At 68.0% G+C, this 23,085-nt stretch carries 16 protein-coding genes and 1 pseudogene; 5 read left to right on the forward strand and 12 right to left on the reverse strand.

Annotation, left to right across the window (positions count from 1 at the left end; translation table 11 throughout):
* Window positions 1-96 precede the first annotated feature (96 nt).
* Window positions 97-3,042, reverse strand: coding sequence for an Rne/Rng family ribonuclease (locus J9315_RS09660; protein WP_249120870.1), 2,946 nt, complete (start codon window positions 3,040-3,042; stop codon window positions 97-99).
* A gap of 300 nt (window positions 3,043-3,342) precedes the next feature.
* Here J9315_RS09660 and J9315_RS09665 point away from each other — a divergent pair, with 300 nt between their 5' ends.
* A complete protein-coding gene (locus J9315_RS09665; protein WP_198498632.1) occupies window positions 3,343-4,005 on the forward strand; it encodes a vitamin K epoxide reductase family protein in 663 nt (220 codons plus the stop codon).
* 176 nt (window positions 4,006-4,181) lie between these two features.
* Here the strand turns inward: J9315_RS09665 and ndk are convergent, their stop codons facing one another.
* The 6 genes from ndk to J9315_RS09695 all read right to left on the reverse strand — a co-directional run bounded on the left by ndk (window position 4,182) and on the right by J9315_RS09695 (window position 11,968).
* Window positions 4,182-4,595 carry a nucleoside-diphosphate kinase gene (gene ndk / locus J9315_RS09670; protein ID WP_211977730.1) on the reverse strand — a complete coding sequence of 138 codons (414 nt, stop codon included), beginning with the start codon at window positions 4,593-4,595 and terminating at the stop codon, window positions 4,182-4,184.
* Window positions 4,596-4,650: 55 nt separating this feature from the next.
* A complete protein-coding gene (locus tag J9315_RS09675; protein WP_211977732.1) occupies window positions 4,651-5,016 on the reverse strand; it encodes a DUF4233 domain-containing protein in 366 nt (121 codons plus the stop codon).
* The gene (locus J9315_RS09680; RefSeq protein ID WP_211977733.1) at window positions 5,013-6,383 is read right to left on the reverse strand and encodes a folylpolyglutamate synthase/dihydrofolate synthase family protein; all 1,371 of its coding nucleotides are present in this window, start codon (window positions 6,381-6,383) and stop codon (window positions 5,013-5,015) included. Before J9315_RS09680 ends, J9315_RS09675 begins: the two co-directional genes overlap by 4 nt.
* Window positions 6,380-9,661, reverse strand: a complete 3,282-nt coding sequence (gene ileS, locus J9315_RS09685) for an isoleucine--tRNA ligase (protein WP_211977734.1) — start codon at window positions 9,659-9,661, stop codon at window positions 6,380-6,382. The genes J9315_RS09680 and ileS overlap by 4 nt, the downstream gene beginning before the upstream one ends.
* A gap of 409 nt (window positions 9,662-10,070) precedes the next feature.
* The gene (locus tag J9315_RS09690; protein WP_198498627.1) at window positions 10,071-10,826 is read right to left on the reverse strand and encodes an SDR family oxidoreductase; all 756 of its coding nucleotides are present in this window, start codon (window positions 10,824-10,826) and stop codon (window positions 10,071-10,073) included.
* Between the two features lie 56 nt (window positions 10,827-10,882).
* Entirely contained in the window at window positions 10,883-11,968 is a 1,086-nt protein-coding gene (locus J9315_RS09695) for an acyltransferase family protein (RefSeq protein WP_249120871.1), read from the reverse strand.
* 277 nt (window positions 11,969-12,245) lie between these two features.
* Between J9315_RS09695 and valS the strand changes: the two genes are divergently transcribed.
* The 4 genes and pseudogenes from valS (at window position 12,246) to J9315_RS09715 (ending at window position 17,247) form a co-directional block, all read left to right on the forward strand.
* Window positions 12,246-14,888, forward strand: coding sequence for a valine--tRNA ligase (valS, locus tag J9315_RS09700; protein WP_211977737.1), 2,643 nt, complete (start codon window positions 12,246-12,248; stop codon window positions 14,886-14,888).
* 210 nt (window positions 14,889-15,098) lie between these two features.
* Window positions 15,099-15,787 (forward strand): annotated as a pseudogene (locus J9315_RS09705) (AIM24 family protein).
* Window positions 15,788-16,457: 670 nt separating this feature from the next.
* On the forward strand, window positions 16,458-16,847 hold the full coding sequence (locus J9315_RS09710) for a metalloregulator ArsR/SmtB family transcription factor (RefSeq protein ID WP_211977739.1): 390 nt from the start codon (window positions 16,458-16,460) through the stop codon (window positions 16,845-16,847).
* Entirely contained in the window at window positions 16,840-17,247 is a 408-nt protein-coding gene (locus J9315_RS09715) for an SRPBCC domain-containing protein (RefSeq protein WP_211977741.1), read from the forward strand. The genes J9315_RS09710 and J9315_RS09715 overlap by 8 nt, the downstream gene beginning before the upstream one ends.
* Window positions 17,248-17,388: 141 nt before the next feature.
* Here J9315_RS09715 and J9315_RS09720 read toward each other — a convergent pair whose 3' ends face one another.
* The 5 genes from J9315_RS09720 to tig form a co-directional block, all read right to left on the reverse strand.
* On the reverse strand, window positions 17,389-18,675 hold the full coding sequence (locus J9315_RS09720; RefSeq protein WP_211977743.1) for an MFS transporter: 1,287 nt from the start codon (window positions 18,673-18,675) through the stop codon (window positions 17,389-17,391).
* A gap of 16 nt (window positions 18,676-18,691) precedes the next feature.
* The gene (gene clpX, locus J9315_RS09725; RefSeq protein ID WP_211977745.1) at window positions 18,692-19,978 is read right to left on the reverse strand and encodes an ATP-dependent Clp protease ATP-binding subunit ClpX; all 1,287 of its coding nucleotides are present in this window, start codon (window positions 19,976-19,978) and stop codon (window positions 18,692-18,694) included.
* A 210-nt stretch (window positions 19,979-20,188) separates the two neighbouring features.
* Window positions 20,189-20,839, reverse strand: coding sequence for an ATP-dependent Clp protease proteolytic subunit (locus J9315_RS09730; protein WP_269780021.1), 651 nt, complete (start codon window positions 20,837-20,839; stop codon window positions 20,189-20,191).
* Window positions 20,840-20,856: 17 nt separating this feature from the next.
* The gene (locus tag J9315_RS09735; protein WP_137826332.1) at window positions 20,857-21,417 is read right to left on the reverse strand and encodes an ATP-dependent Clp protease proteolytic subunit; all 561 of its coding nucleotides are present in this window, start codon (window positions 21,415-21,417) and stop codon (window positions 20,857-20,859) included.
* A 272-nt stretch (window positions 21,418-21,689) separates the two neighbouring features.
* Window positions 21,690-23,072, reverse strand: a complete 1,383-nt coding sequence (tig, locus tag J9315_RS09740) for a trigger factor (protein WP_211977746.1) — start codon at window positions 23,070-23,072, stop codon at window positions 21,690-21,692.
* Window positions 23,073-23,085 lie beyond the last annotated feature (13 nt).

Genomic DNA, 23,085 nt, shown 5'->3' on the forward strand with positions numbered 1-23,085 from the left:
GCCCGGACCCGGTCACGGACAGCACAGCGCCCCACGTCGACTGACGTGGGGCGCTGTGCTGTCGCCGGCGGCGGGAGGATCTCAGGCGGGTGAGCCTCAGTCCTCGCCGATGATGACGAACGAGGTCGGCAGCGCCTCCTGGGGCTTCTCGGCCGGCTTGTCCTTCTTCGCCGGGGCCTTGCGGCGCGGAGCGTCAGGCTCGGCGGCGACGGCGACCTTCGTCGTCGTGTCGGCGCCGATCATCAGCGGCATCTCCCCCGCAGGCTCGGCCTCCGGTGCGGAGTCGGTCGATGCGGTGGTCTCCGACGCCGATTCGACGGGCAGCATCGGCTGCTCGTCGCCCGTGCTCGGCTTCTCGTCCTGAGCGGCGGTGTCGCTGTCGCCGCGGTCGGCCTCGGCGGACCGGTCGGCGTTCTTCGTCCGCTTGCGTCCGCGGGACTTCGCACGGCTCGGCTTCTCCTCGGGCGCGGTGTCGGCTGCACCCGTGTCGGTCTGTGCGTCCGCCGGCGCCTCGGCGTCGTCGTCCTTCTTCAGCGTCGCCTTCGCGATCGCTGCCACCGCGGAGCGCGAGGCGTCGTTGCCGACCGACTCGGACTGGGACTCCGACTCGCTGCCCTTCGACGACCGGCGCTTGCGATCGCGTTTGCCGTTGCCCGACGATTCGGAGTTCTGCGAGCGGCCGCCGCGATGGGACTTCGACCCGTCCTCCTCCGACCCGGGCAGGAGCAGCCCGCGTCCGGTGAGGTCGGCTCCGGCGGAGACCATCGATTCGGCGAGTCCGGTGCCGATGCGCTTGCGCGTCATCTGCACGAGACCGAGCGAAGTCACCTCGGCGACCTGATGCTTCGTCCGGTCACGGCCGAGGCACTCGACGAGCCGGCGGACGACGAGGTCGCGGTTCGACTCGAGGACCATGTCGATGAAGTCGACGACGATGATGCCGCCGATGTCGCGCAGACGCAGCTGCCGGATGACCTCTTCGGCCGCTTCGAGGTTGTTCCGCGTCACGGTCTCCTCGAGGTTGCCGCCGGCACCGGTGAACTTGCCGGTGTTGACGTCGATGACGGTCATCGCCTCGGTGCGGTCGATGACGAGCGAGCCGCCCGAGGGCAGATTGACCTGGCGCTGCAGAGCCTTCTGGATCTGCTCCTCGATCCGGTAGTGGTCGAAGATCCCCTCGTCCTCGGAGTAGCGGTGCACCCGCTCGAGGAGGTCGGGGGCGACGGCCTCGACGTATTCGTGGATCGTGTTCCACGCTCCGTCGCCGTCGATGACGAGCGAATTGAAGTCCTCGTTGAAGACGTCGCGGATGATCCGCACGATCATGTCCGGCTCGCTGTAGAGCAGCTGCGGGGCGAGGACCTTCGTCGACTTCGACTTCTTCTCGATCGTCTCCCAGCGCTTCGCGAGGCGCTCGACGTCGCGGCTGAGCTCCTTGTCCGTCGCGCCTTCGGCGGCGGTGCGGACGATGACGCCGTTGGAGTCGCCGACGAGCTCCTTGAGGAGCTTCTTCAGGCGGGCCCGTTCGACGTCGGGCAGCTTGCGGGAGATGCCGGTCATCGAGTTGCCGGGCACGTAGACGAGGAAGCGTCCGGGCAGGGAGATCTGGCTCGTCAGGCGGGCGCCCTTGTGGCCGACGGGGTCCTTCGTCACCTGGACGAGGACGGAGTCGCCGGGGCTGAGCGCGGCCTCGATGCGACGGGCCTTGCCGTCCATGCCGAGCGCGTCCCAGTTGACCTCACCGGCGTAGAGGACGGCGTTGCGGCCCTTGCCGATGTCGATGAAGGCGGCCTCCATGCTCGGCAGGACGTTCTGCACCTTGCCGAGGTAGACGTTGCCGATGAGGGAGGACTGCTGGCGGTTCTCCTTGAGGTAGTGCTCGACGGCGATGCCGTCCTCGACGACGACGAGCTGCGTCTGATCGCCGTTCTCGCGCACGAGCATCGTGCGGTCGACGGATTCGCGGCGGGCGAGGAACTCGGCCTCCGTGATGACCGGGCGGCGGCGGCCGGCCTCGCGGCCCTCCTTGCGGCGCTGGCGCTTGGCCTCGAGACGCGTCGAGCCCTTGAGCGAGGTCACCTCGTCGCTGTCGGAGCCGCGGGAACGCGAGCGGCGGCGCCGGCGGCGACGCGAACCGCCGTCCTCGTCGTCACCGTCGTCGTCGCCCTCGCTCGTCTTGTCGCGGGCGTCGTCGTCGGACTTCTTCTCCGCCTTGTCCCCGCGCCGGTTCGCGCGGGAGGGACGCTCATCGCCGTCTGCGGTCTCGGAGTCCTTGTCCGCCGGCTTCTCCGCAGGCTTCTCGCGGGTCTTCTCGCTGCGGGAGCTCTGCGCCTCGGACTCGTCATCGTCGCGGCTGCGCGAGCGGCGACCGCGTCCGCCGCGGCGGCGCCGCCGGCCTCCGCCCTCGTCGTCGCGGTCGTCACGGTCCTCGCGGTCGTCACGATCCTCGCGGTCGTCTGTGCGATCGTCACGATCCTCACGGTCGTCTGCGCGGTCGTCGGTCTCGTCCTCGTCGATGTCCTCATCGTCGAAGTCGTCGTCGATGCTCACCGCCTCGGCGAGTTCCGCCTTGGGCACCTGGAAGATCAGTCCGCCGTGCTGGGGCACCGCAGCGGCCGGACGACTCGCGGGTTCTGCGGGCGCGGGGGCGACCGGCGCGGCGAAGGGATTGCGGGGGTCGAAGGCCGGGGCCTGCGGCGGCTGCGGGGTCGAGTCGTCCTCGTCGTCCTCGGCGCTGGGGTCGAGTCCTTCGTCGGTCTCGCGGACGAACTGCTCGAAGACGAGTCCGCGGTTGGCGACGGCGTCGCGGGCCCGTTTGGGTCGACGGCGACCGCGCTCCCGGTCCTCGTCGTCGCGCTCTGGGCTCTCCCGCAGGGAGCCCGCGGCATCGGCGAGGTGGTCGAGCTCCTCGCGGACGCCGTCGTCGACCGTGTGCTCGGTGCCCTTGGCGGCGGCCGCATTGGCCTGCAGATCGGCGAGATCGGCGAGGATGCCCTCGGTGGGATCGGCTGTGCCGTTGCTGTCGTTCGTGGAATCGCTCATATTCACTCCTACCGGAGCCTCCGCTCACACCATACGGATCTCCGGTGTCCTGCATGGTCCCCGTGGGACCGAAACCTGTGGATGGCGTCTTCGGCTCGCGCTCAGCGCGTAGGCCGTCGATGCTGCCTCTTCTTCGTGTCGACCTGCGAGGCCGTTCCCTCGACTCGGTGGAGGCACTTCTCCTGCCCGGTGTGGGAGCAGGTATCCGTCGCATCATTATGTCACAGATCTGCTGTCCGACCGCTGAGACCGGGCCCGCCGGGTTTGCCGCATGCCCCGCGGGCAGGCATCCTTAGGAGTGTGAACACGGCACCCGCGCTTGCAGACGACGACCTCGACGATGCCATCGACGCGCCTCCGCGGAAGCGTCCGTGGGTGCTGCGCCCGACGGCGATGGGCGTCTTCCTCATCGTCACCTCGGTGATCGGCTTCATCTCCTCCTTCGCCCTGTCGGTGGAGAAGTACGAGAAGCTCGAGAACCCCGACGCCGTCCTCTCGTGCGACCTCAACCCGTTCTTCTCGTGCGGATCGGTCATGGAGTATCCGCAGAGCCAGCTCTTCGGCTTCCCCAATCAGCTCCTCGGAGTGGCGGCATTCATTGTCCCGCTGCTCATCGGCGTCCTCCTCGTCGCCCGCACGAAGCTGCCCGGCTGGATCATGATCGGCCTCAACATCGGCCTCGCCCTCGGCGTCGTCCTCGTCATGTTCCTCTACTACACGTCGATCTACGTCATCGGCGTCGGCTGCCCGTGGTGCATGGTCGTGTGGACGATGACGATCCCGATGTTCTGCGCGGTCACCGCCCACAACGCGCTCGCGGGGAACTTCGGCCGCGGGGTCCGCGACAGCGCCGTGGTCACGGTGCTCGCCCGGGAGAACGTCGCGATCGCCGTCGTCTGGCTGCTCATCATCGCCACGACCATCGTCGTCCAGTTCTGGAACTTCTTCGCGACCCTCTTCTGAGACTCCCGACCTGAGACGCCCGAACTCAGACTCCCGTCCTAGACGCCCGTCTTGAGGCTCCAGGCCGGAGATCCCCGTCCTCAGACTCCCGTCCGCCGCACGCGGACGACGGCAGAGACACGTGGTGCCCCGCAGATCATCTGCGGGGCACCACGTGTCTGTGCGGATGGGCGACCTCAGTTGGGGAACCAGATGCCGATCTCGCGCTCGGCCGATTCGGGTGAGTCGGAGCCGTGGACGAGGTTCTTCTGCACCTTCTCGCCCCAGTCGCGGCCGAAGTCGCCGCGGATCGTGCCCGGGGCGGCCGTCGTCGGGTCGGTGGCGCCGGCCAGCGAGCGGAAGCCGGGGATGACGCCCTCACCGGAGGCGATGATCGAGACGATCGGGCCCTCCGACATGAAGTCGACGAGCGGCTGGTAGAACGGCTTGCCCTCGTGCTCGGCGTAGTGCGCCGCGAGCTCCGCCGGGGTGGCCGTGCGCAGGCTCAGAGCGTCGATCGTGTAGCCCTTGGCCTCGATGCGGCCGACGATCTGACCGATGAGGCCGCGGGCGACGCCGTCGGGCTTGATGAGGATGAGGGTGCGTTCCATTCGGGTCCTTCCGTAGAGTTCGTCGATGGACAGTGTACCCGGGGCACACGGGCGGTCAGGACCGCTCGGCGACCTCTCGATCGATGCGGGCCGCCCAGTAGACGGCGACGACCCACAGGGCGATGAAGATCGCGGCGATGAAGAACATCGGCGGGAGGATGAAGCCGGTGGCGAGCAGCAGCACCTGCGTGATCCAGCCGAGGACGACGCCGGGTCGCTTCTGTCCGATGCGCCGCGGCAAGAGGATCGTCGCGACGATCGCGACCACCGCGATGACCGAGGCGCCGATGAGGAGCTGGGAGAGCTCGAGGGTGCCGTTGGTCTTCACCGTCAGCCCGTACGCCGCGAGCGCCGCGAAGTAGACGACGACGAGTTCGCAGATGAGGATCGACCCGGCGAGGACGGGGTACTTCGACTTCATGCCTCGTCCCCCCGGCCGAGCAGCACACGCGCCTCGGCGACGGTGTAGAGGGAGCCGGTGACGATGACCCCGGGCCGCTGTGCACCGCTGCCCTCGACGAGGTCGAAGGCCGTCATCAGCGCCGCGTTGAGGTCGGGGGCCACGGTCACCGCGTCCTCGTCGACCCATTCCCGGGCCGCCTCGGCGAGCGTCTCCGCGTCGAGCGCGCGGTCGCTGACCGGGGCGGTGACGACGAAGGCGTCGGCGGTGCGGTGGAGTTCGTCGAGGACGCCGTGGACGTCCTTGTCGGCGAGCATGCCGATGACGATGACGGTGAAGTCGAAGTCGAACGCCTCGGTGATGGTGTCGGCGAGGACGCGGGCGGCGTCGGGATTGTGCGCCCCGTCGACGACGACGGCGGGACCGGTGCGGACGAGTTCGGCGCGTCCCGGCGAGGTCACGCGGGACAGGCCATCGGCGACCGTGTCCCGGTCGAGCGGCTTGTCCTCGTCGCCGAGGAAGGTCTCCGCGGCGACGATCGCGACGGCCGCGTTGTGCGCCTGATGCTCGCCGTGGAGGGGAAGGAACAGGTCGGTGTAGACGTCCCGGATCCCCTGGACGGCGATGAGCTGTCCGTCCACGGCCCGCTGCCGGTCGATCAGGCGGAAGCTGCGGTCCTCGACGAGCGCGGGCACCTCACGGCGGGCCACCTCGGCGTCGAGGGCGGTGAGCGCCTCGTCCTCCTGTGCCGCGATGATCGCCACCGGCTCCGGGGCCGGGGTCGGGTCGATGGTGCGGTTGAGGATCCCCGCCTTGGTCTGCGCGATCGCGGTGAGGGTGTCGCCGAGGTAGGCCTGATGGTCGAGGCCGATGCGGGTGAACACGCACACCTCGGCGTCGGCGACGTTCGTCGAGTCCCATTCCCCGCCCATCCCCACCTCGGCGACGACGACGTCGACGGGAGCGTCGGCGAAGATCGCGAAAGCGAGGACGGTGAGGACCTCGAAGTACGTGAGCTTGGGGCGACCGGAGTCGACGAGCTCGGCGTCGACGATGTCGAGGTACGGGGCGATCTCGTCGAAGATCCGCACGAACGTCTCCGCGTCGACGGGCTGCCCGTCGACGGACACGCGTTCGGTGACCGAGTGGAGGTGGGGGCTGGTGAACCGTCCGACCCGCAGATCGTGGGCGGAGATGATCGCGTCGATCATCCGCGCCGTCGACGTCTTCCCGTTCGTCCCCGTCACCGTGATGACGGGTGCGGCCCGGTGGATGTCGCCGAGGAGCTCGACGGCCCGGCGGGTCGCGTCGAGGCGGACCTCGACGGCGGCCTCCCCCGCCCGGGTGAGCAGGGTGGCATAGACCCGGGTGAGGTCGTCGGCACTCATGCCCTCACCACCGAGATCCGGGTGCCCGCAGGCAGCTCTTCGGGGGTGAAGACCTCGGCGGACTCGGCGACGGGAGCGAAGTCGAGTCCCGTCGCCAGGGTCTCGGTGCTGATGAGGTCCCGGTGCGTGCCGAGCGCCTCGGTGACGGCCTCATCGGCCTCGATGACGACGGTGATGCGGTCGGCGACGTGGAGGTCGAGCTGCTTGCGGATGCCCTGGATCGCCCGCACGGTGTCCCGGGCCACGCCCTCGGCTTCGAGGTCCGGGGTGACCCGGGTGTCGAGCGCGAGGAACCCGGAGTCGAGGGCGGCGAGCTCCATGCCGTCGGTGCCGGACTCGGCGACGGACTCGAGCGTGTACTCGCCGTCGACGAGCTCGACGCCGCCGCTGGTCACGGTGCCGTCAGCGGCGACCGACCAGTCACCGGTCTTCGAGCCCCTGATCGCCGCCTGCACCTGCTTGCCCAGTCGCGGACCGGCGGCACGGGCGTTGACGACGAGGTTCTGGGTGAGCGAGAAGCCCGCGTCCTCGGCGGCGGCGAGATCGAGGGCCTCGACCTCGCGGACGTTGAGCTCATCGGCGATGATGTCGGTGAACTCGCGGCTCAGCGGGGTGCTGCCGGCGACGACGAGGCGGCTGAGCGGAAGGCGCACCCGCAGCCGGTTGGCCTTGCGCACCGAAGAGGCCGTCGAGCTGATGTCGCGGGTGAGGTCCATCGCCGCGACGAGGTCGGGGTCGGCCGGGAACTCCGCGGCATCCGGGTAGTCCTCGAGGTGGACCGACCGGTGCCCGGTGAGCCCGCGGTAGATCTCCTCGACCGTGAACGGCAGCAGCGGGGCGGCGACCCGGGCGAAGGTCTCGAGGCACGTGTAGAGGACGTCGAAGGTCTCGTGAGTCTCCGCGCTGCCGTCCCAGAAGCGCCGGCGCGAGCGGCGGACGTACCAGTTCGTCAGCATGTCGAGGTAGCTGCGGACGATCTCGCAGGCCGCCCAGATGTCGAAGTCGTCCATCGCCGCGGCGAAGTCGACGATGAGGTCGTGCGTCTTCGCGAGCAGGTAGCGGTCGAGGACCTGGGAGGAGTCGAACCGCTTGGACGCCCGGTATCCGGTCACCGCCTCGGCGTCGTCGGTCCCTGCCGCCGGGTCCGCGGTGTTCGAGTACGTCGCGAAGAACTGCCACGTGTTCCACAGCGGAAGCACGACCTGGCGGACCGCGTCGCGGATGCCCTGTTCGGTGACGACCAGGTTGCCGCCGCGCAGGATCGACGAGGCCATGAGGAACCAGCGCATCGCGTCCGAGCCGTCGCGGTCGAAGACCTCGTTGACGTCGGGGTAGTTGCGCAGGGACTTCGACATCTTCTGCCCGTCGGAGCCGAGGACGATGCCGTGGGAGATGCAGTTGAGGAACGCCGGGCGGTCGAAGATCGCGGTGGCGAGGACGTGGAGGAGGTAGAACCAGCCGCGCGTCTGCCCGATGTACTCGACGATGAAGTCGGCCGGGAAGTGGTTGTCGAACCATGCGGCGTTCTCGAACGGGTAGTGGACCTGGGCGTAGCTCATCGACCCCGAGTCGAACCACACGTCGAAGATCTCCGGGATCCGGCGCATCGTCGACTTCCCCGTCGGGTCGTCGGGGTTGGGACGGGTGAGGTCGTCGACCCACGGACGGTGGAGGTCGACCTCGCCGCGGTCGTTGACCGGCAGACGGCCGAAGTCGGCTTCGATCTCGGCCAGCGACCCGTAGACGTCGGTGCGCGGGTAGGTCGGGTCGTCGGAGATCCACACCGGGATCGGCGAGCCCCAGAACCGGTTGCGCGAGATCGACCAGTCGCGGGCGTTCTCGAGCCACTTGCCGAACTGTCCGTCCTTGACGTTGTCGGGCACCCAGTTGATCTGCTCGTTGAGTTCGACCATCCGGTCCTTGAACTCGGTGACGCGGACGAACCACGAGGACACCGCGCGGTAGATGAGCGGGTTGCGGCAGCGCCAGCAGTGCGGGTACGAGTGCTCGTAGGACTCGTGGCGCACGAGCAGGGCATGGCGATCGGCCAGCGGTCCCGTGTGGTCGCGCAGATCCCGGATGATCGGCCGGTTGGCGTCGAAGACCTGCTCGCCGGCGTAGTCGGGCACAGTGGCGTCGAAGAGGCCGGCGTCGTCGACGGGGCGGACGGCGGTGATCCCGAAGGCGTCGGTGAGCTCCTTGTCCTCCTCACCGAAAGCCGGAGCCTGGTGGACGATGCCGGTGCCGTCCTCGGTGGTGACGAAGTCCGCGGGCAGGATCGTGTGCATGCGCTGCCCGAACTCGTCCTGGCGTCCCTCGAAGTAGGGGAACGGCGGCTCGTAGGAGCGTCCGACGATCTCGCTGCCGGGGAACGTCCGCAGCACCTCGGGGTTCTCCCCGAGTTCACGGGCGTAGGCGCCGAGGCGCGCCTCGGCGAGGATGAGGGTTTTGCCCTGGAGTTCGGGGGCTCCGTCGGGACCGGGGACGACCGCGACGAGCGGGATCTCCGGGTTGACGGCCACGGCCTGGTTCGACGGCACCGTCCACGGAGTCGTCGTCCAGATGAGGACCCATTCGTCGGCATCGGTGAGCTTGTAGCCGATCGTCACGGCCGGGTCCTGGCGCATCTTGTAGACGTCGTCGTCCATGCGCAGCTCATGGCTCGACAGCGGGGTCTGGTCCTTCCAGCAGTAGGGCAGGACGCGGTAGCCCTCGTAGACCAGGCCCTTGTCCCACAGTTGCTTGAACGCCCAGATGACGCTTTCCATGTACTCGACGTTGAGCGTCTTGTAGTCGTTCTCGAAGTCGACCCACCGGCCCTGCCGGGTGACGTACTCCTCCCACTCCTGCGTGTACCGCAGCACCGATGACCGGCACGCGTCGTTGAAGGCGGCCAGTCCCATGCGGCCGATCTCGGACTTGTCGGTGATGCCGAGCTGGCGCTCGGCTTCGAGTTCGGCCGGCAGCCCGTGGGTGTCCCAGCCGAAGCGGCGGTCGACCTTCTTGCCCTGCATCGTCTGGTAGCGCGGGACGACGTCCTTGACGTAGCCGGTGAGGAGGTGACCGTAGTGCGGGAGGCCGTTGGCGAAGGGCGGGCCGTCGTAGAAGACGAATTCGTTCGACCCGTTCTCACCGGGGTCGCGTTCGGCGATCGACGCGGCGAAGGTGTCGTCCTGCTTCCAGTACTCGAGCACCGCGCGCTCGATCTCGGGGAAGTTCGGCGAGGCGCTGAGGCCGAAGGCCGAGGTCGACACCTTGGGATAGAGGGGTTGCGTCATGAGCGTCCTTCACGGTAGCTGCGGTCACTGGCCGCGAGGACGACATTGCTGCCGCGGTACCACCCCGCTTATCCGCCGTCAGGCCGCAGTGCCGACCGGCACGGTACCTCAGCGACGGATCGCTCATTGATGCGGACGATGACGGGTCCGACCGTCCGGTTCTAGTGGGCATCCCATCCCGCCGAGGTGGTCGGCTGTGGATCGGTCATGCTGTTCTTCCGGATGCTCCCCGGTGATGGCCGGATCGACGCGTCCTCAATTCTATACCCGCGGGCCGCGCCCACACCAGTCACCCTGGGCGCTGTCGAACGGTCACTCCTGCAGGGGTTTCGCAGGTGCGTGTCCGGTGTCGGCGAGCGGCTCAGAGGCCGTGGTGGCGGGCGGTTCAGCGCCCCTGGTGGCGAGTCGCTCAGAGCCCTTGGTGGCGGGCGACTTTGTGCTGGGCGGCCTGGGCGATCGGGCGGATGACCATGAGGTCGACGTTGAAGTGGTGCGGGCGCGTGAGCGTCCAGGTCACGGCGTCGGCGACGTCGTCGGCGGTGAGCGGGTTCTCCACGCCCTCGTAGACCTTGTCGGCCCGTGCGGTGTCCCCGCCGACGCGTTTGAGGGTGAACTCGTCGGTGGCGACCATGCCCGGGGCGATCTCGATGACGCGGACGGGCGACCCTGCGAGTTCGAGTCGCAGGGTCGCAGCGATCGAATGCGTGCCGTGCTTCGTCGCCACGTAGCCGCCGCCTCCCTCGTAGGCCTGGTGACCGGCGGTCGAGGACATGACGACGATGTCGCCGCGACCGGAGTCGATGAGGGCTGGCAGGAACGCCTGGACGACGCGGAGGACTCCGAGGACGTTGATGTCGAACATGTCGCGCCATCCCTCGACCGACGCCTCGGCGACGGTGTCCGTGCCGAACGCGGCACCGGCGTTGGCGACGAGGGCGTGGACGGGACCGCCGGCGAGCACCTCGGCGGCCATCGCGGCCACGGCGGCGTCATCGGTGAGGTCGGCGGTGATCGCGGTGGCACCGGTCTCCTCTGCCAGGGCGGTGAGCTTGTCCCCGCGGCGGGCCACGGCGACGACGTCCCAGCCCTGATCCCGCAGCCGGCGCACGGTGGCGGCGCCGATGCCCGAGCTCGCTCCGGTGACGACTGCTCGCAATGCCTGCATATGCCTCAACTCCCTCTCGACTGACAACGGGTCGCTCTCAGTCTACGGTCGGGGCCCTAGCGGGTGCCGTCGGGCGCCTGGTCCCCGTCCGGTGGGGCGTCGTCCGGTGGGGCCGCGGGCTTCGGCGGGGAGTAGGGGTTGCGGGGTCCGCCCTCGCCGAACACGGCGCGCAGACCGGGGATCTTCACCGCCACCCACGTCACGGCGACGCAGATCGCGGTGTAGACGAGGACCATGACGACGCCGTGGAAGAGCACCCCGGGCACGGTCGTCGGCAGACCGATGAGGTTGCGCAGCGGGTAGAGGACGAGCGGATGGAGGAGGAAGACGCCGAACGAGTACGGGTAGAACCAGTGGAGGACCCTGAACCCGGTGCGCATGTAGTGGTGGAGGAGGAGGTAGGCGGCGAGCGAGGCGACGACGACGCCCGGGGACAGGTACTCGTAGGGGTAGAGCCACGGCTTCTCCCCCGGCCCGAAGCCCGCCCACAGCGCGGTCACCGCGGTCGCGGCGACGAACGCGACCCAGGCCCACACGACACCGCGGGTCGAGAGGACGACGTCGCGCAGCACCCAGCCGAGGATGTAGAACCCGGCCATCGGCAGGAACCGCGTGGCGATGTTCGCCTCCCCGACGGAGAAGATCATCGACACGAACTGGTCGAGCATGCCGATGCCGAGGAAGATCAGCCCCGTCCCCCACTGCAGGCGCCGGGAGCCGTGGACGCTGAGCAGGCGGAAGAACGGCGTGAGCAGGGTGAGGCCGGCGAGGACGTAGAGGAAGTAGAGCTGGACGAAGGGCGAGCCGGAAAGGATCGCGAGCAGCGCATTCCAGTCGGAGTCCGGGGACAGGAGGTAGTAGCGGCGGAAGGCGACGTAGACGATCGTCCAGAAGACGAGCGGGATGCCGATGCGCCACACGCGCTTGGAGAGGAACTTCCGCGGCTTGCTGCCCCGCAGCGGGTCGAGCGCGAGGGCACCGGAGATCATGATGAACACGGGCACCGACCAGCGGCTCGCCGAGTCGATGACGTTGGCGACCCACCAGTCGGGGCCCATCGAGGCGAAGTTGACCTCGACGACGGTGCCGAGGGAGTGGATGGCGACGACGGCGAGGATCGCGAAGGCTCTCGCGGGGTTCATCCACCCCGTCGAGGTGGGAGGCGGATTCTCTGTCCCGATTCTGTCCAAGGTCGCCATGCGTCCATCGTCTCATCTGACCAGGTGGTCGCGTTCGAACCTCGCGTTCAGGCAATTCTGCGGCGGTTGTCGACGCAGCTTCCCGGCGGTTGTCGACACAGCGTGGGCACCGGGCCCGATTCACCGCCGGGAACGGTGCTGCGACCGGTCGGGCTCACCGCCGGAGACGGCGGGACGACCGGTTTGGCGACTGGGTCCGCGAGTGGGAAAATCGACAACTATGAACTCTGCCTATTCCGACTCGACGCACGAGTCTGTGAACCTGCCGGACAAGCCGGCTCTCGAAGGTCTGCGCGACAAGTGGGACACCGCCTGGAGCGAGTCCGACGTCTACGCCTTCGATGCCGACACGGACCGGGAGCAGGTCTACTCGATCGACACTCCCCCGCCGACGGCCTCCGGGTCGCTCCATGTCGGTCACGTCTTCTCGTACACGCAGACGGACATCATCGCCCGCTTCCAGCGCATGCGGGGCAAGAACGTCTTCTACCCGCTCGGCTGGGACGACAACGGCCTGCCGACCGAGCGTCGGGTGCAGAACTACTACGGCGTGACGTGCGACCCGTCGCAGCCCTACGACGCCGACTTCACTCCCCCGGCCAAGCCCGCGAAGAACTCGCGGGACTTCGAGCGGGTCTCGCGCCGGAACTTCATCGAACTCTGCGAACGCCTCTCGGCCGAGGACGAACAGGTCTTCGAGGACCTGTTCCGCTCGACCGGTCTGTCCGTGGACTGGAAGTACACGTACCGGACGATCGACGACACCTCACGGGCCGTGAGCCAGCGAGCCTTCCTCACCGACCTCGCCGGCGGACACGCGTACTCCCAGGATGCCCCGACGATGTGGGACGTGTCCTTCGGCACCGCCGTCGCCCAGGCCGAACTCGAGGACCGGGAGAAGGAGGGCGCCTATCACAAGGTGAAGTTCTTCCCGCGCGGAGCCGACGGACTGGCCGACACCTCGGCGGATCCGATCATCATCCTCACCTCACGGCCCGAGCTCATTCCCGCCGTCGTCGCCCTCGTCGCCCACCCTGATGACGAGCGCTACCAGCCGCACTTCGGCACGACCTTCGTCTCCCCGCTCTTCGGCGTCGAGGTCGAGGTCCGCGCCCACGAGCTCGCGAAGTCCGACAAGGGCACGGGCATCGCCATGGTCTGCACGTTCGGCGACCTCACCGACGTCACGTGGTGGCGCGAACTCGACCTGCCAACGCGGGCCGTCGTCAACCGCGCCGGGCGCCTCGGCCTCGAGGTGCCCGAGTGGATCGCCGCCTCGCCGAAGCCCGATGCCGTGGCCAACTACGAACAGTTGGCGGGCAAGACGACGTTCACCGCCCGCAAGGACATCGCGGAGATGCTCCGGGACTCCGGTGACCTCGTCGGCGAGATCGAGGCGATCACCCATCCCGTGCCGTTCTACGAGAAGGGCGACAAGCCGCTCGAGGTCGTCACCTCCCGGCAGTGGTACATCCGCAACGGCGGTCGCTCCGCGCAGCTGCGCGACGAGCTCATCGCCCGCGGGCGTGAGATCGAATGGCATCCGGCGTTCATGCGCTCCCGCTACGAGAACTGGGTGGAGAACCTCAACGGCGACTGGCTCGTCTCCCGCCAGCGCTACTTCGGGGTGCCGATCCCGCTGTGGTACCGCCTCGATGTCGACGGCACCCCGGACTACGAGAACCCGATCGTGCCCGAGAACCTGCCCGTCGACCCGATCGCCGAGGTGCCGGCGGGCTTCTCGGAGGACCAGCGTGACCAGCCGGGCGGCTTCACCGCCGACCCCGATGTCCTCGACACGTGGGCGACGTCGTCGCTGACCCCGCAGCTGCTGGGCAAGTGGAGCCGGGACGAGAAGTTCTTCGAGACCGTCTTCCCGTTCGATCTGCGGCCGCAGGGCCACGACATCATCCGCACGTGGCTCTTCTCCACGGTCGTGCGGGCGAACTCGCTCAACGATGCCGCCCCGTGGAAGCATGCGGGCCTGTCCGGGTGGATCCTCGACCCCGACCGGAAGAAGATGTCGAAGTCGAAGGGCAACGTCGTCGTGCCCTCGGACATCCTCGCCGAGGCGAAGCCCGGGTTCGGTCCCGATGCCGTGCGCTACTGGGCGGCGAGTGCGAAGCTCGGCGCCGACACCGCCTACGACGTCTCGCAGATGCAGATCGGCCGCCGCCTGGCGATGAAGCTGCTCAACGCCTCGAAGTTCGCGCTCGCGCAGGGCGTGCACGCCGGACTCGTCGGACAGGTCGACGCGGTCAGCCATGACCTCGATCGGGCCCTGCTCGCCCGCCTCGGCGAGGTCGCCGCGAGCGCCACCACCCACATGGAGGCCTATGACTACGCGCACGCGCTGCGCGAGGTCGAGAGCTTCTTCTGGGAGTTCACCGACGACTACGTCGAGCTCGTCAAGGACCGCTCGTACGGTGCCGCCGGCGAGGCCGATCAGGTGTCGGCCCATGTCACCCTGGCCACCGCCCTCGATGTGCTGCTGCGCCTGTTCGCCCCGTTCATGCCGTTCGTCACCGAGGAGGTCTGGTCGTGGTGGCGCACCGGGTCGGTCCACCGCGCACCGTGGCCCTCCGATGAGGCGACGTTCGCCGATGCCAGCGCCGCCGATCCCGAGCTGCTGCGCTCCGTGGCCGCCGTGCTCTCGGAGATCCGCCGTGCGAAGACCGAGGCGAAGGTCTCGCAGAAGACCTCGGTGCTCAGCCTGACGATCGAGGCCCCGGCCGCGATCACCGGTGCCGTCGCCTCGGCGGAGGGCGATCTCAAGGCCGCCGGGCGCGTTCAGAGCCTGACGACCGACGTCGGCGGAGACGCGATCACCGTCGCCGCGATCGAGTTCGAACCGCAGGCCTGAGGTTCTCTGCCGAGGGGCGGGACCGGGACATGCTCCCGGTCCCGCCTCTCTGCGTTCGCGGGGTCGCCACCCAGCGGTCGCCTCGGTGCGGGACCTGTTCCCAAATGAGCACACGAATCGTCCCGGATTCCCTGTGTGACCCACATATCATGGAGTCGTCGCAGACGCCGGGGCACTCGGTCCCGACCTGACTGAAAGGCATGACAGACCATGAGAAGTGAGCTCTTTGCGCAGCGCAACGCCGAGGTCCAGAACCGGGATCGGTGGACGCTGCAGTCGAGTAAGATGCTGCGCACCGTGATCACGCCGAACGCTCCGATGATCGCCACGAAGGGCGCCATGGTCGCCTACCAGGGCGATATCCACTTCTCCCACCAGGGGTCGAAGTCGGTCGGCCAGTTCATGAAGAAGGCGGCCACCGGCGAGGGCGGCAATGTCATGCGCGTCGAGGGCAACGGTGAGGTGTTCTTCGCCCGCGAAGCCTCGAACATCTTCATGATGTCCCTCGAAGGCCAGCAGGATGCGCTGACCGTCAACACGTCGAACCTCCTCGCCTTCGACGACGCCCTCAACTGGGAGATCAAGCGCATCAAGGGCGGCATCGGCGCGCTCGCGAGCGGTTCGGGTCTCTTCAACCTCGAGCTCTCCGGCACCGGCACCGCGGCGATCTGCTGCAAGGGCGACCCGATGGTCCTCGATGCCTCACAGCAGCCCACGTTCGTCGATCCGCAGTCCGCGGTCTGCTGGTCGTCGTCGCTGGCCCCGCAGATCAAGACCGACGTCAGCCTCGGCTCGTTCTTCGGCGCGGCTCCGGCGAATCGATCCAGCTCGCCTTCCACGGCCCCGGATTCGTCGTCGTCCAGCCTGCCGAGAACGCCGTCTACTCGGCCCAGGCCTGAGCACACTCCCCACCCGCTCCACGCATCCCCGCACCACCTCCCCCGCGGCCGTCGGTTCTCACCGGCGGCCGCGCCGCGTCACACAGCCCTGGAACGCTCGCACAACCCGCAGTTCGCCTCCCACACCGCGCAGTCGCAGTTCCACCCCGTGCACACGTAGTTCTTCGAGCTCCACATCCGGGTCGCCGCGAGACGCTCCGCGGGTACCGACGAACACCACCCGCAGCCGCACGCACAACCCTCCGGTCTGCTCGCAACCCTCTGCCGCACGGACAACCCTGGAACTCTCGCACAACCCGCGGCTCGCCACCCACACCGCGCAGTCGCAGATCCACCCCGTGCACACGTAGTTCTTCGAGCTCCGCATCCGGGTCGCCGCGCGACGCTTCTCGAGCACCGGCGAACACCACCCGCCGCTGCACGCACCACCCGCCGGTGTCCTAACAACCCTTGAGCTCTCGCGCAACCTGCAGCTCGCCACACACAACGCGCAGTCGCAGTTCCACCCCGTGCACACGTAGTTCGTCGAGCTCCGCATCCGGGTCGGCACGCGACGCTCCTCGAGCACCGGCGAACACCACCCGCCGCCGCCCACACAACACTCCACCCAGCGTGCAGATATGTCGGAACTTCTTGACATGTCGGATATTCCCGACATAACCTCGAAGGTGTGAACACCGATGTCTTCGCAGCCGTCGCGAACCCCACACGCCGTGAGATCCTCGAGGCGGTGCGCGACGAACCGCGCTCCGTCACCGAGCTGACAGCGCTCTTCGACCTCAGCCGCCCCGCGGTCTCCGAGCACCTGCGGATCCTCCGTCTCGCCGGACTCGTCCGCGAGGAGCCGCAGGGTCAGCGGCGGATCTACCATCTCGAACCGGCGCCCCTGGCCGAGCTCGGCGAATGGCTCCACCCCTTCGAACGGTATTGGCGCGACCGCCTCGGCGATCTGGCGCGCGCTCTCGACGACATCACCGAACCCGGCACTGAAGCCCAACCCGATACCGCCACGGAACCCGAAACCCAACCCAACCCCGAAACGGAGACGACCGATGACTGACGAACGGACCATCGAAGTCGACCAGTTCCTCACCCACCCACCGCACACCGTCTGGCGGGCCCTCACCGAACCTGAACTGCTTGCGCGCTGGTGGGCGCCCGGCGACATCGCCCCGGTCGTCGGCCACGCCTTCACCCTCGACATGGGCGGCTTCGGCAAGCAGCCGTGCACGGTGACCCGCGTCGAACCCGAACGCCTCATCGCCTTCACCTTCGCCGAGGGCAGCCTCGACTCGACGCTGACCTGGACCATCGAACCCGAGGGCACAGGCACGCGCCTGTTCCTCGCCCATTCCGGTCTCGACGTCGACTCCCCGCTCGGTCAGCAGGCGTACAAGGGCATGGGATCGGGATGGCCGGGCATCCTCGCGACCATGGAGTCGGCACTCACCGGGGTGTGATCGGCGAGGTGTGATCGCCGAGTTGTGATCGGCGAGGTGTGATCGCCGAGGCGGTCCCCCATCGGCCCTCACGAGCACAGTCCCGGCCGAGCCCGCGCCGAGGCGGTCCCCGCCTTCCGTGACATTGTCGACAGCGGGTGCTCAGGCCACCGTGCGCGTCTCGTCCGCCCCGCCCCTCTCGACACGGTAACGTCGGAACGCCGGGAACACTGCGGCGCAGATGAGGACGAGCACGATGACGGCGATGCCGCCGCCGGCCGAGGCGATCGTCGTCGTGGTCGCCTCAGCGGCATAGCCGTGGACGATGTCGGCGATGCGCGGTCCCCCGGCGACGACGACGATGAACACGCCCTGCATGCGACCGCGCATATCATCGCTGGCAGCCTCCTGGAGCATCGTCGACCGGAAGGCCGCGGAGATGATGTCCGCTCCCCCACCGAGTGCGAGCCCGAAGAGCGCGACGACGAGCGCGGCTATCCAGAAGCCGCTCGCGAACGGCAGCGCGAACCCGAAGATCGTCATCGCCGCACCCCAGACGATGATCGCGACGATGACGGCGAGCCCTTGACGTTCGACCTTCGAGACCCACCCGGAGAAGATCCCGGCCAGGGCACTGCCGGCGGCCAGCGCTGCGAAGAGAAGAGAGAAGACGATGCCGCCCTCGGGCGGACCGCCGAAGGTCTCGGTCGCGATCTGCGGGAACAGGGCACGGGGCATGCCGAAGACCATGGCGATGACGTCGACGAGGAGGGAGACCATGACGACGGTGTTCGTCCCGAGGTACCGGAACCCGTCGACGACGCCCTTGAACCCCGAACGCGTGTCCGGCTGCTTCCCCGGCACGAGCGGGGGAAGCCTGACCACGGCGTAGAGCGTGGTCGCGAGGAAGAGGGCGTCGAGGATGTAGAGCATCTGGTAGCCGAAGACCGGAATGAGCGCCCCGCCGATGACGGGACCGGCGACCGCGCCGAGTGTCGCGACCGTCATGTTGAGCGAGTTCGCCGCCGGCAGCAGCGCGAGCGGCACGATCGTCGGCAGCAGCGCCCCGCGGGCGGGCTGGTTGAGTCCGAAGAAGGCCTGCTGCATCGCGAACACGCTGAGCAGCACCCACACGTTGTCGATCTGGATGACGGCGAGGAACGCGAGCAGCGCGCTCGTGACGATGAGGCCGACGGTCGAGATGATGAGGAGCTTGCGCCGGTCGACGACATCGGCGAGCGACCCTCCCCAGAGCCCGAAGACGATGAGCGGGACGAGCCCGAAGACACCGCTGAGCCCGACGTACCCGGAGGACCCGGTGATGTGGAAGATCTGCGCCGGGATGGCGACGACCGTCATCTGCGCACCGAGGACGGTGACGATGTTGGCCAGCCACAGCCGGCGGTAGTTGTCGTATCGGAGCGGTCTCGTGTCCGCGAACAGCCTCATGCTGCGCGCGAAGCGCTCACGCGGACTTCTTCGTCGTCCGCGTCTGCTCGTGCGGGATGAGGGTGGGGGCGACGTTGCTCTCGACGACGTCCTTGGTCACGACCACCTCGGCGACGTCCTCACGGGAGGGCACATCGAACATGATCGGCTGGAGGACTTCCTCCATGATCGAGCGCAGACCACGGGCCCCGGTGCCGCGCAGGAGTGCGAGATCGGCGATCGCCTCGAGGGCCTCGGTCTCGAACCGGAGCTCGACGTTGTCGAACTCGAACATCCGCTGGTACTGCTTGACCAGGGCGTTCTTCGGTTCGGTGAGGATCGACATGAGCGCCGGCCGGTCGAGGTTGGACACGGTCGCGAGCACCGGCAGGCGGCCGATGAACTCGGGGATGAGTCCGAACTTGAGCAGATCCTCGGGCAGGATGTCCGCGTAGAGGTCCTCGTCGTCGTTCTTCGACTGGAGCAGGGCGCCGAAGCCGATGCCGTGCTTGCCCTTGCGACCGGCGACGATCTCCTCCATCCCGGCGAAGGCGCCGGCGACGATGAAGAGGACGTTCGTCGTGTCGATCTGCAGGAAGTCCTGGTGCGGGTGCTTGCGGCCGCCCTGCGGGGGCACCGAGGCCTGCGTGCCCTCAAGGATCTTCAGCAGCGCCTGCTGCACTCCCTCGCCGGAGACGTCGCGGGTGATCGACGGGTTCTCCGACTTGCGGGCGATCTTGTCGATCTCGTCGATGTAGATGATGCCGTGCTCGGCGCGCTGGATGTCGAAGTCCGCGGCCTGGATGAGCTTGAGGAGGATGTTCTCGACGTCCTCGCCGACGTAGCCGGCTTCGGTCAGCGCGGTGGCATCGGCGACGGCGAAGGGCACGTTGAGGCGCTTCGCGAGCGTCTGGGCGAGGTAGGTCTTGCCGGAGCCGGTGGGGCCGACGAGGAGGATGTTCGACTTCGAGATCTCGACATCGGAATCGGCGCTGCCGAGCGTCTTCGCGTCGTCCCCGCCCTGGAGGGCGCGGATGCGCTTGTAGTGGTTGTAGACGGCGACGGAGAGGGCCTTCTTCGCGGGATCCTGGCCGACGACGTACTCGTGGAGGAAGTCGAAGATCTCCCGCGGCTTGGGCAGTTCGAGTTCGGCGTGCTCCGCCGTCGACTCGCTGAGCTCCTCTTCGATGATCTCGTTGCACAGTCCGATGCATTCATCGCAGATGTACACCCCAGGTCCGGCGATGAGTTTCCGCACCTGCTTCTGTGACTTGCCACAGAAGTTACATTTGAGCAGATCTGCTCCGTCCGCACTGCGAGCCACTGTCACAACCTTTCGCCAGGGCGTCTCGCCCCAACTCTACCGCTCGTGTTTCCTGTACCTCAATAGCTTCCCATATGACACTGACGCATCGCCTGCGCGGGGTCATACGGTGTGTCGGAACCGCCTCGGCGGATCGTCCACCCGACCGGCGGCGGAGACGACAGCGGGCCCGGACGACTGTTGCCGTCCGGGCCCGCTGACTGCCGGGGCTCAGGCTCCCTTGCGGGAGGTGAGCACCTGGTCGACGAGACCGTAGTCCTTCGCCTGCTCGGCGGTGAGGAAGAGGTCACGTTCGATGTCGTTCGACACCTGCTCCTCGGTCTTGTTCGAGTGCTTCGACAGCGTCGCCTCGAGCCACTGGCGCATGCGCAGCACCTCGGCGGCCTGGATCTCGATGTCCGAGGCCTGGCCCTGTCCCTGGCCCTGCATCGAGGGCTGGTGGATGAGGACGCGGGCGTTGGGCAGCGCGAGTCGCTTGCCGGGGGTGCCGGCGGCGAGCAGCACGGCTGCGGCCGAGGCCGCCTGGCCCAGGCACACCGTCTGGATCTCCGGCTTGATGTACTGCATCGTGTCGTAGATCGCGGTCAGCGCGGTGAACGAGCCGCCGGGCGAGTTGATGTAGAGGGTGATGTCGCGGTCGGGGTCCTGCGATTCGAGGACGAGCAGCTGCGCCATGATGTCGTCGGCACTCGTGTCATCGACCTGCACGCCGAGGAAGATCACGCGATCCTCGAACAGCTTCGTGTAGGGGTCCTGACGCTTGAAGCCGTACGGCGTGCGCTCTTCGAACTGCGGCATCACGTAGCGCGACACCGGCATCTGGCCGGCGGTCGACCCTGGCATGAGATTCATTGAGTTCATTCTTCCCTGTCTCCCCGTCACTTGTCGTTGACTTCGGACGCCTGGGTCACGACGTCGTCGATGAAGCCGTATTCGAGGGCTTCCTCGGCGGTGAACCAGTGGTCGCGGTCGTTGTCCTTGAGGATCTGCTCGAGCGACTTGCCGGTCTGCTCGGCGGTCAGCTCGGCCATCTGCTTCTTCATGTGGAGGATGAGCTCGGCCTGGATCTTGATGTCCGTGGCCGTGCCGCCGATGCCGCCGAGCGGCTGGTGCATGAGGATGCGCGCGTGCGGGGTCGCGTAGCGCTTGCCCTTGGCACCGGAGGACAGCAGGAACTGCCCCATCGAGGCGGCCATGCCCATCGCGACGGTCGCGACGTCCGGCTTGATGTACTGCATGGTGTCGTAGATCGCCATGCCCGCGGTGACCGAGCCGCCGGGCGAGTTGATGTAGAGCCAGATGTCGGAATCGGGGTCCTCGGCCGCCAGCAGCATCATCTGCGCGCAGATCGCGTTGGCGTTGTCGTCACGGACCTCCGAGCCGAGCCAGATGATCCGCTCCTTGAGCAGACGGTTGAAGATGTGGTCGTCGAGGCCCATGCCCCCACCGGCGTCGAGGCCGACGGGCGCTGTCGTGTCGTGTGCGCTCACGTTTCTCTCCTGTTGGTCTAGATTGGCTTGCTATGGACTCTAACTGGTGCGCCGCAGGTTTTAGTCCCCCCGATCAGCCGTGTTCGCCCTCAGCGTGAAAGGCTGCGATCCGCGGCTGAATGCGCGAAACGGCGGGCACGGTCATCCCGTGCCCGCCGTTGTCAGCGGTGCTCAGTCAGCAGACCCTCGCCGAGGCGGCCGTCGGCCTGCGTGACGGACGCTCACTTCTCGTCGGCGTCGGCCTTCGCATCCTCGGCGACGGTCTCTTCGGCCTCGGCGTCGTCGGCCTCGGCGTCGTCAGCGGAGACGGTCTCGGCGGAGTCGTCGGCGGGAGAGGTGAACTCCTCCATGTCGACGACGTTGCCGTCGGTGTCCTTGACGACGGCGCCGGCCAGCGCCGCGGCGAGCGCCTTGCGGCGCGAGACCTCACCGACGAGGGCGTTGACCTGGCCGGAGTTGTCGAGCATCTGCGCGAACTCGTTCGGGTTCATGCCGTACTGCTGCGACGCGGAGATGAGGTACTCGATGAGCTCGGGCTGCGTGACCTCGACCTCTTCGGCCTCGGCGATGGCATCGAGGACGAACTGCGTGCGCAGGTTGCGCTCGGTCTCCTCGGTGACCTCCTTGCGGTGCTCATCGTCGTCGACGCGGTTCTCGGACTCGAGGTGGCGCTCGACCTCGTCGGTGACGATCTTCGCGGGCACCGGCACGTCGACGGCCTCGATGATCGCTTCGAGGACCTTGTCGCGCGCCTCGGCGCCCTGCGCGAACTCCTTCTGCTTGCCGGCCTGGACCTTGAGGTCCTCGCGGAGTTCGTCGATGGTATCGAACTCGCTGGCCAGCTGCGCGAAGTCGTCGTCAGCCTCGGGCAGTTCGCGTTCCTTGACGGCCTTGAGGGTGACGGTCACGGTGCCCGACTCGCCCTCGTGCTCGCCGCCGGCGAACGTCGTCGAGAAGGTCGTCGACTCTTCGGCCGAGAGACCCTCGAGGGCTTCGTCCATGCCCTCGAGCATGGTCCCGGCGCCCACCTGGTAGGAGATGTCGGAGGCCGAGTCGATCTCCTCGTCGTCGATCTTCGCGACGAGGTCGAGGGTGACGAAGTCGTCCTTGGCCGCCGGGCGGTCGACGGAGGTCAGGGTGCCGAAGCGCGAGCGCAGCTGCTCGAGCTCGTTCTCGACGTCGGCGTCGGTGACCTCGATGGGGTCGACCTCGACGGTGATCGAGTCGTAGGCGGGCAGCGTGATCTCGGGGCGCACGTCGACGTCGACGGTGAAGACGAGGTCGCCGTCCTCGGTGCCGTCGAGGCCCGGGACCTCGGAGATCTCGACCTCGGGCTGGCCGAGCGGCTTGAGATCGTTGGCTTCCACGGCGTCGCGGTAGAACGCGTCGAGTCCGTTGTTGATCGCTTCCTGGATCACGGTGGGGCGGCCGACGCGCTGGTCGATGATGCGCGTGGGGACCTTGCCCTGACGGAACCCGGGGACGTTGACCTGGGAACCGATGGTCTTGTAGGCCTCGTCGACGCTCGGCTTGAGTTCGGCGTATGGGACTTCCACGCTGATCTTGACCCGGGTCGGGTCGAGTTGCTCGACGGAGCTCTTCACAGTGGGACCTTTC

Source organism: Brevibacterium sp. W7.2, from assembly GCF_018137945.1.
Taxonomy (GTDB): domain Bacteria; phylum Actinomycetota; class Actinomycetes; order Actinomycetales; family Brevibacteriaceae; genus Brevibacterium; species Brevibacterium sanguinis.

Coding starts and splice junctions, on each gene's coding strand:
- J9315_RS09660 (WP_249120870.1), bottom strand. CDS start 3,042: ATGAGCGATTCCACGAACGACAGCAACGGCACAGCCGATCCCACCGAG.
- ndk (WP_211977730.1), bottom strand. CDS start 4,595: ATGGAACGCACCCTCATCCTCATCAAGCCCGACGGCGTCGCCCGCGGC.
- J9315_RS09675 (WP_211977732.1), bottom strand. CDS start 5,016: ATGAAGTCGAAGTACCCCGTCCTCGCCGGGTCGATCCTCATCTGCGAA.
- J9315_RS09680 (WP_211977733.1), bottom strand. CDS start 6,383: ATGAGTGCCGACGACCTCACCCGGGTCTATGCCACCCTGCTCACCCGG.
- ileS (WP_211977734.1), bottom strand. CDS start 9,661: ATGACGCAACCCCTCTATCCCAAGGTGTCGACCTCGGCCTTCGGCCTC.
- J9315_RS09690 (WP_198498627.1), bottom strand. CDS start 10,826: ATGCAGGCATTGCGAGCAGTCGTCACCGGAGCGAGCTCGGGCATCGGC.
- J9315_RS09695 (WP_249120871.1), bottom strand. CDS start 11,968: ATGAACCCCGCGAGAGCCTTCGCGATCCTCGCCGTCGTCGCCATCCAC.
- valS (WP_211977737.1), top strand. CDS start 12,246: ATGAACTCTGCCTATTCCGACTCGACGCACGAGTCTGTGAACCTGCCG.
- J9315_RS09715 (WP_211977741.1), top strand. CDS start 16,840: ATGACTGACGAACGGACCATCGAAGTCGACCAGTTCCTCACCCACCCA.
- J9315_RS09720 (WP_211977743.1), bottom strand. CDS start 18,675: ATGAGGCTGTTCGCGGACACGAGACCGCTCCGATACGACAACTACCGC.
- J9315_RS09730 (WP_269780021.1), bottom strand. CDS start 20,839: ATGAACTCAATGAATCTCATGCCAGGGTCGACCGCCGGCCAGATGCCG.
- J9315_RS09735 (WP_137826332.1), bottom strand. CDS start 21,417: ATGGGCCTCGACGACCACATCTTCAACCGTCTGCTCAAGGAGCGGATC.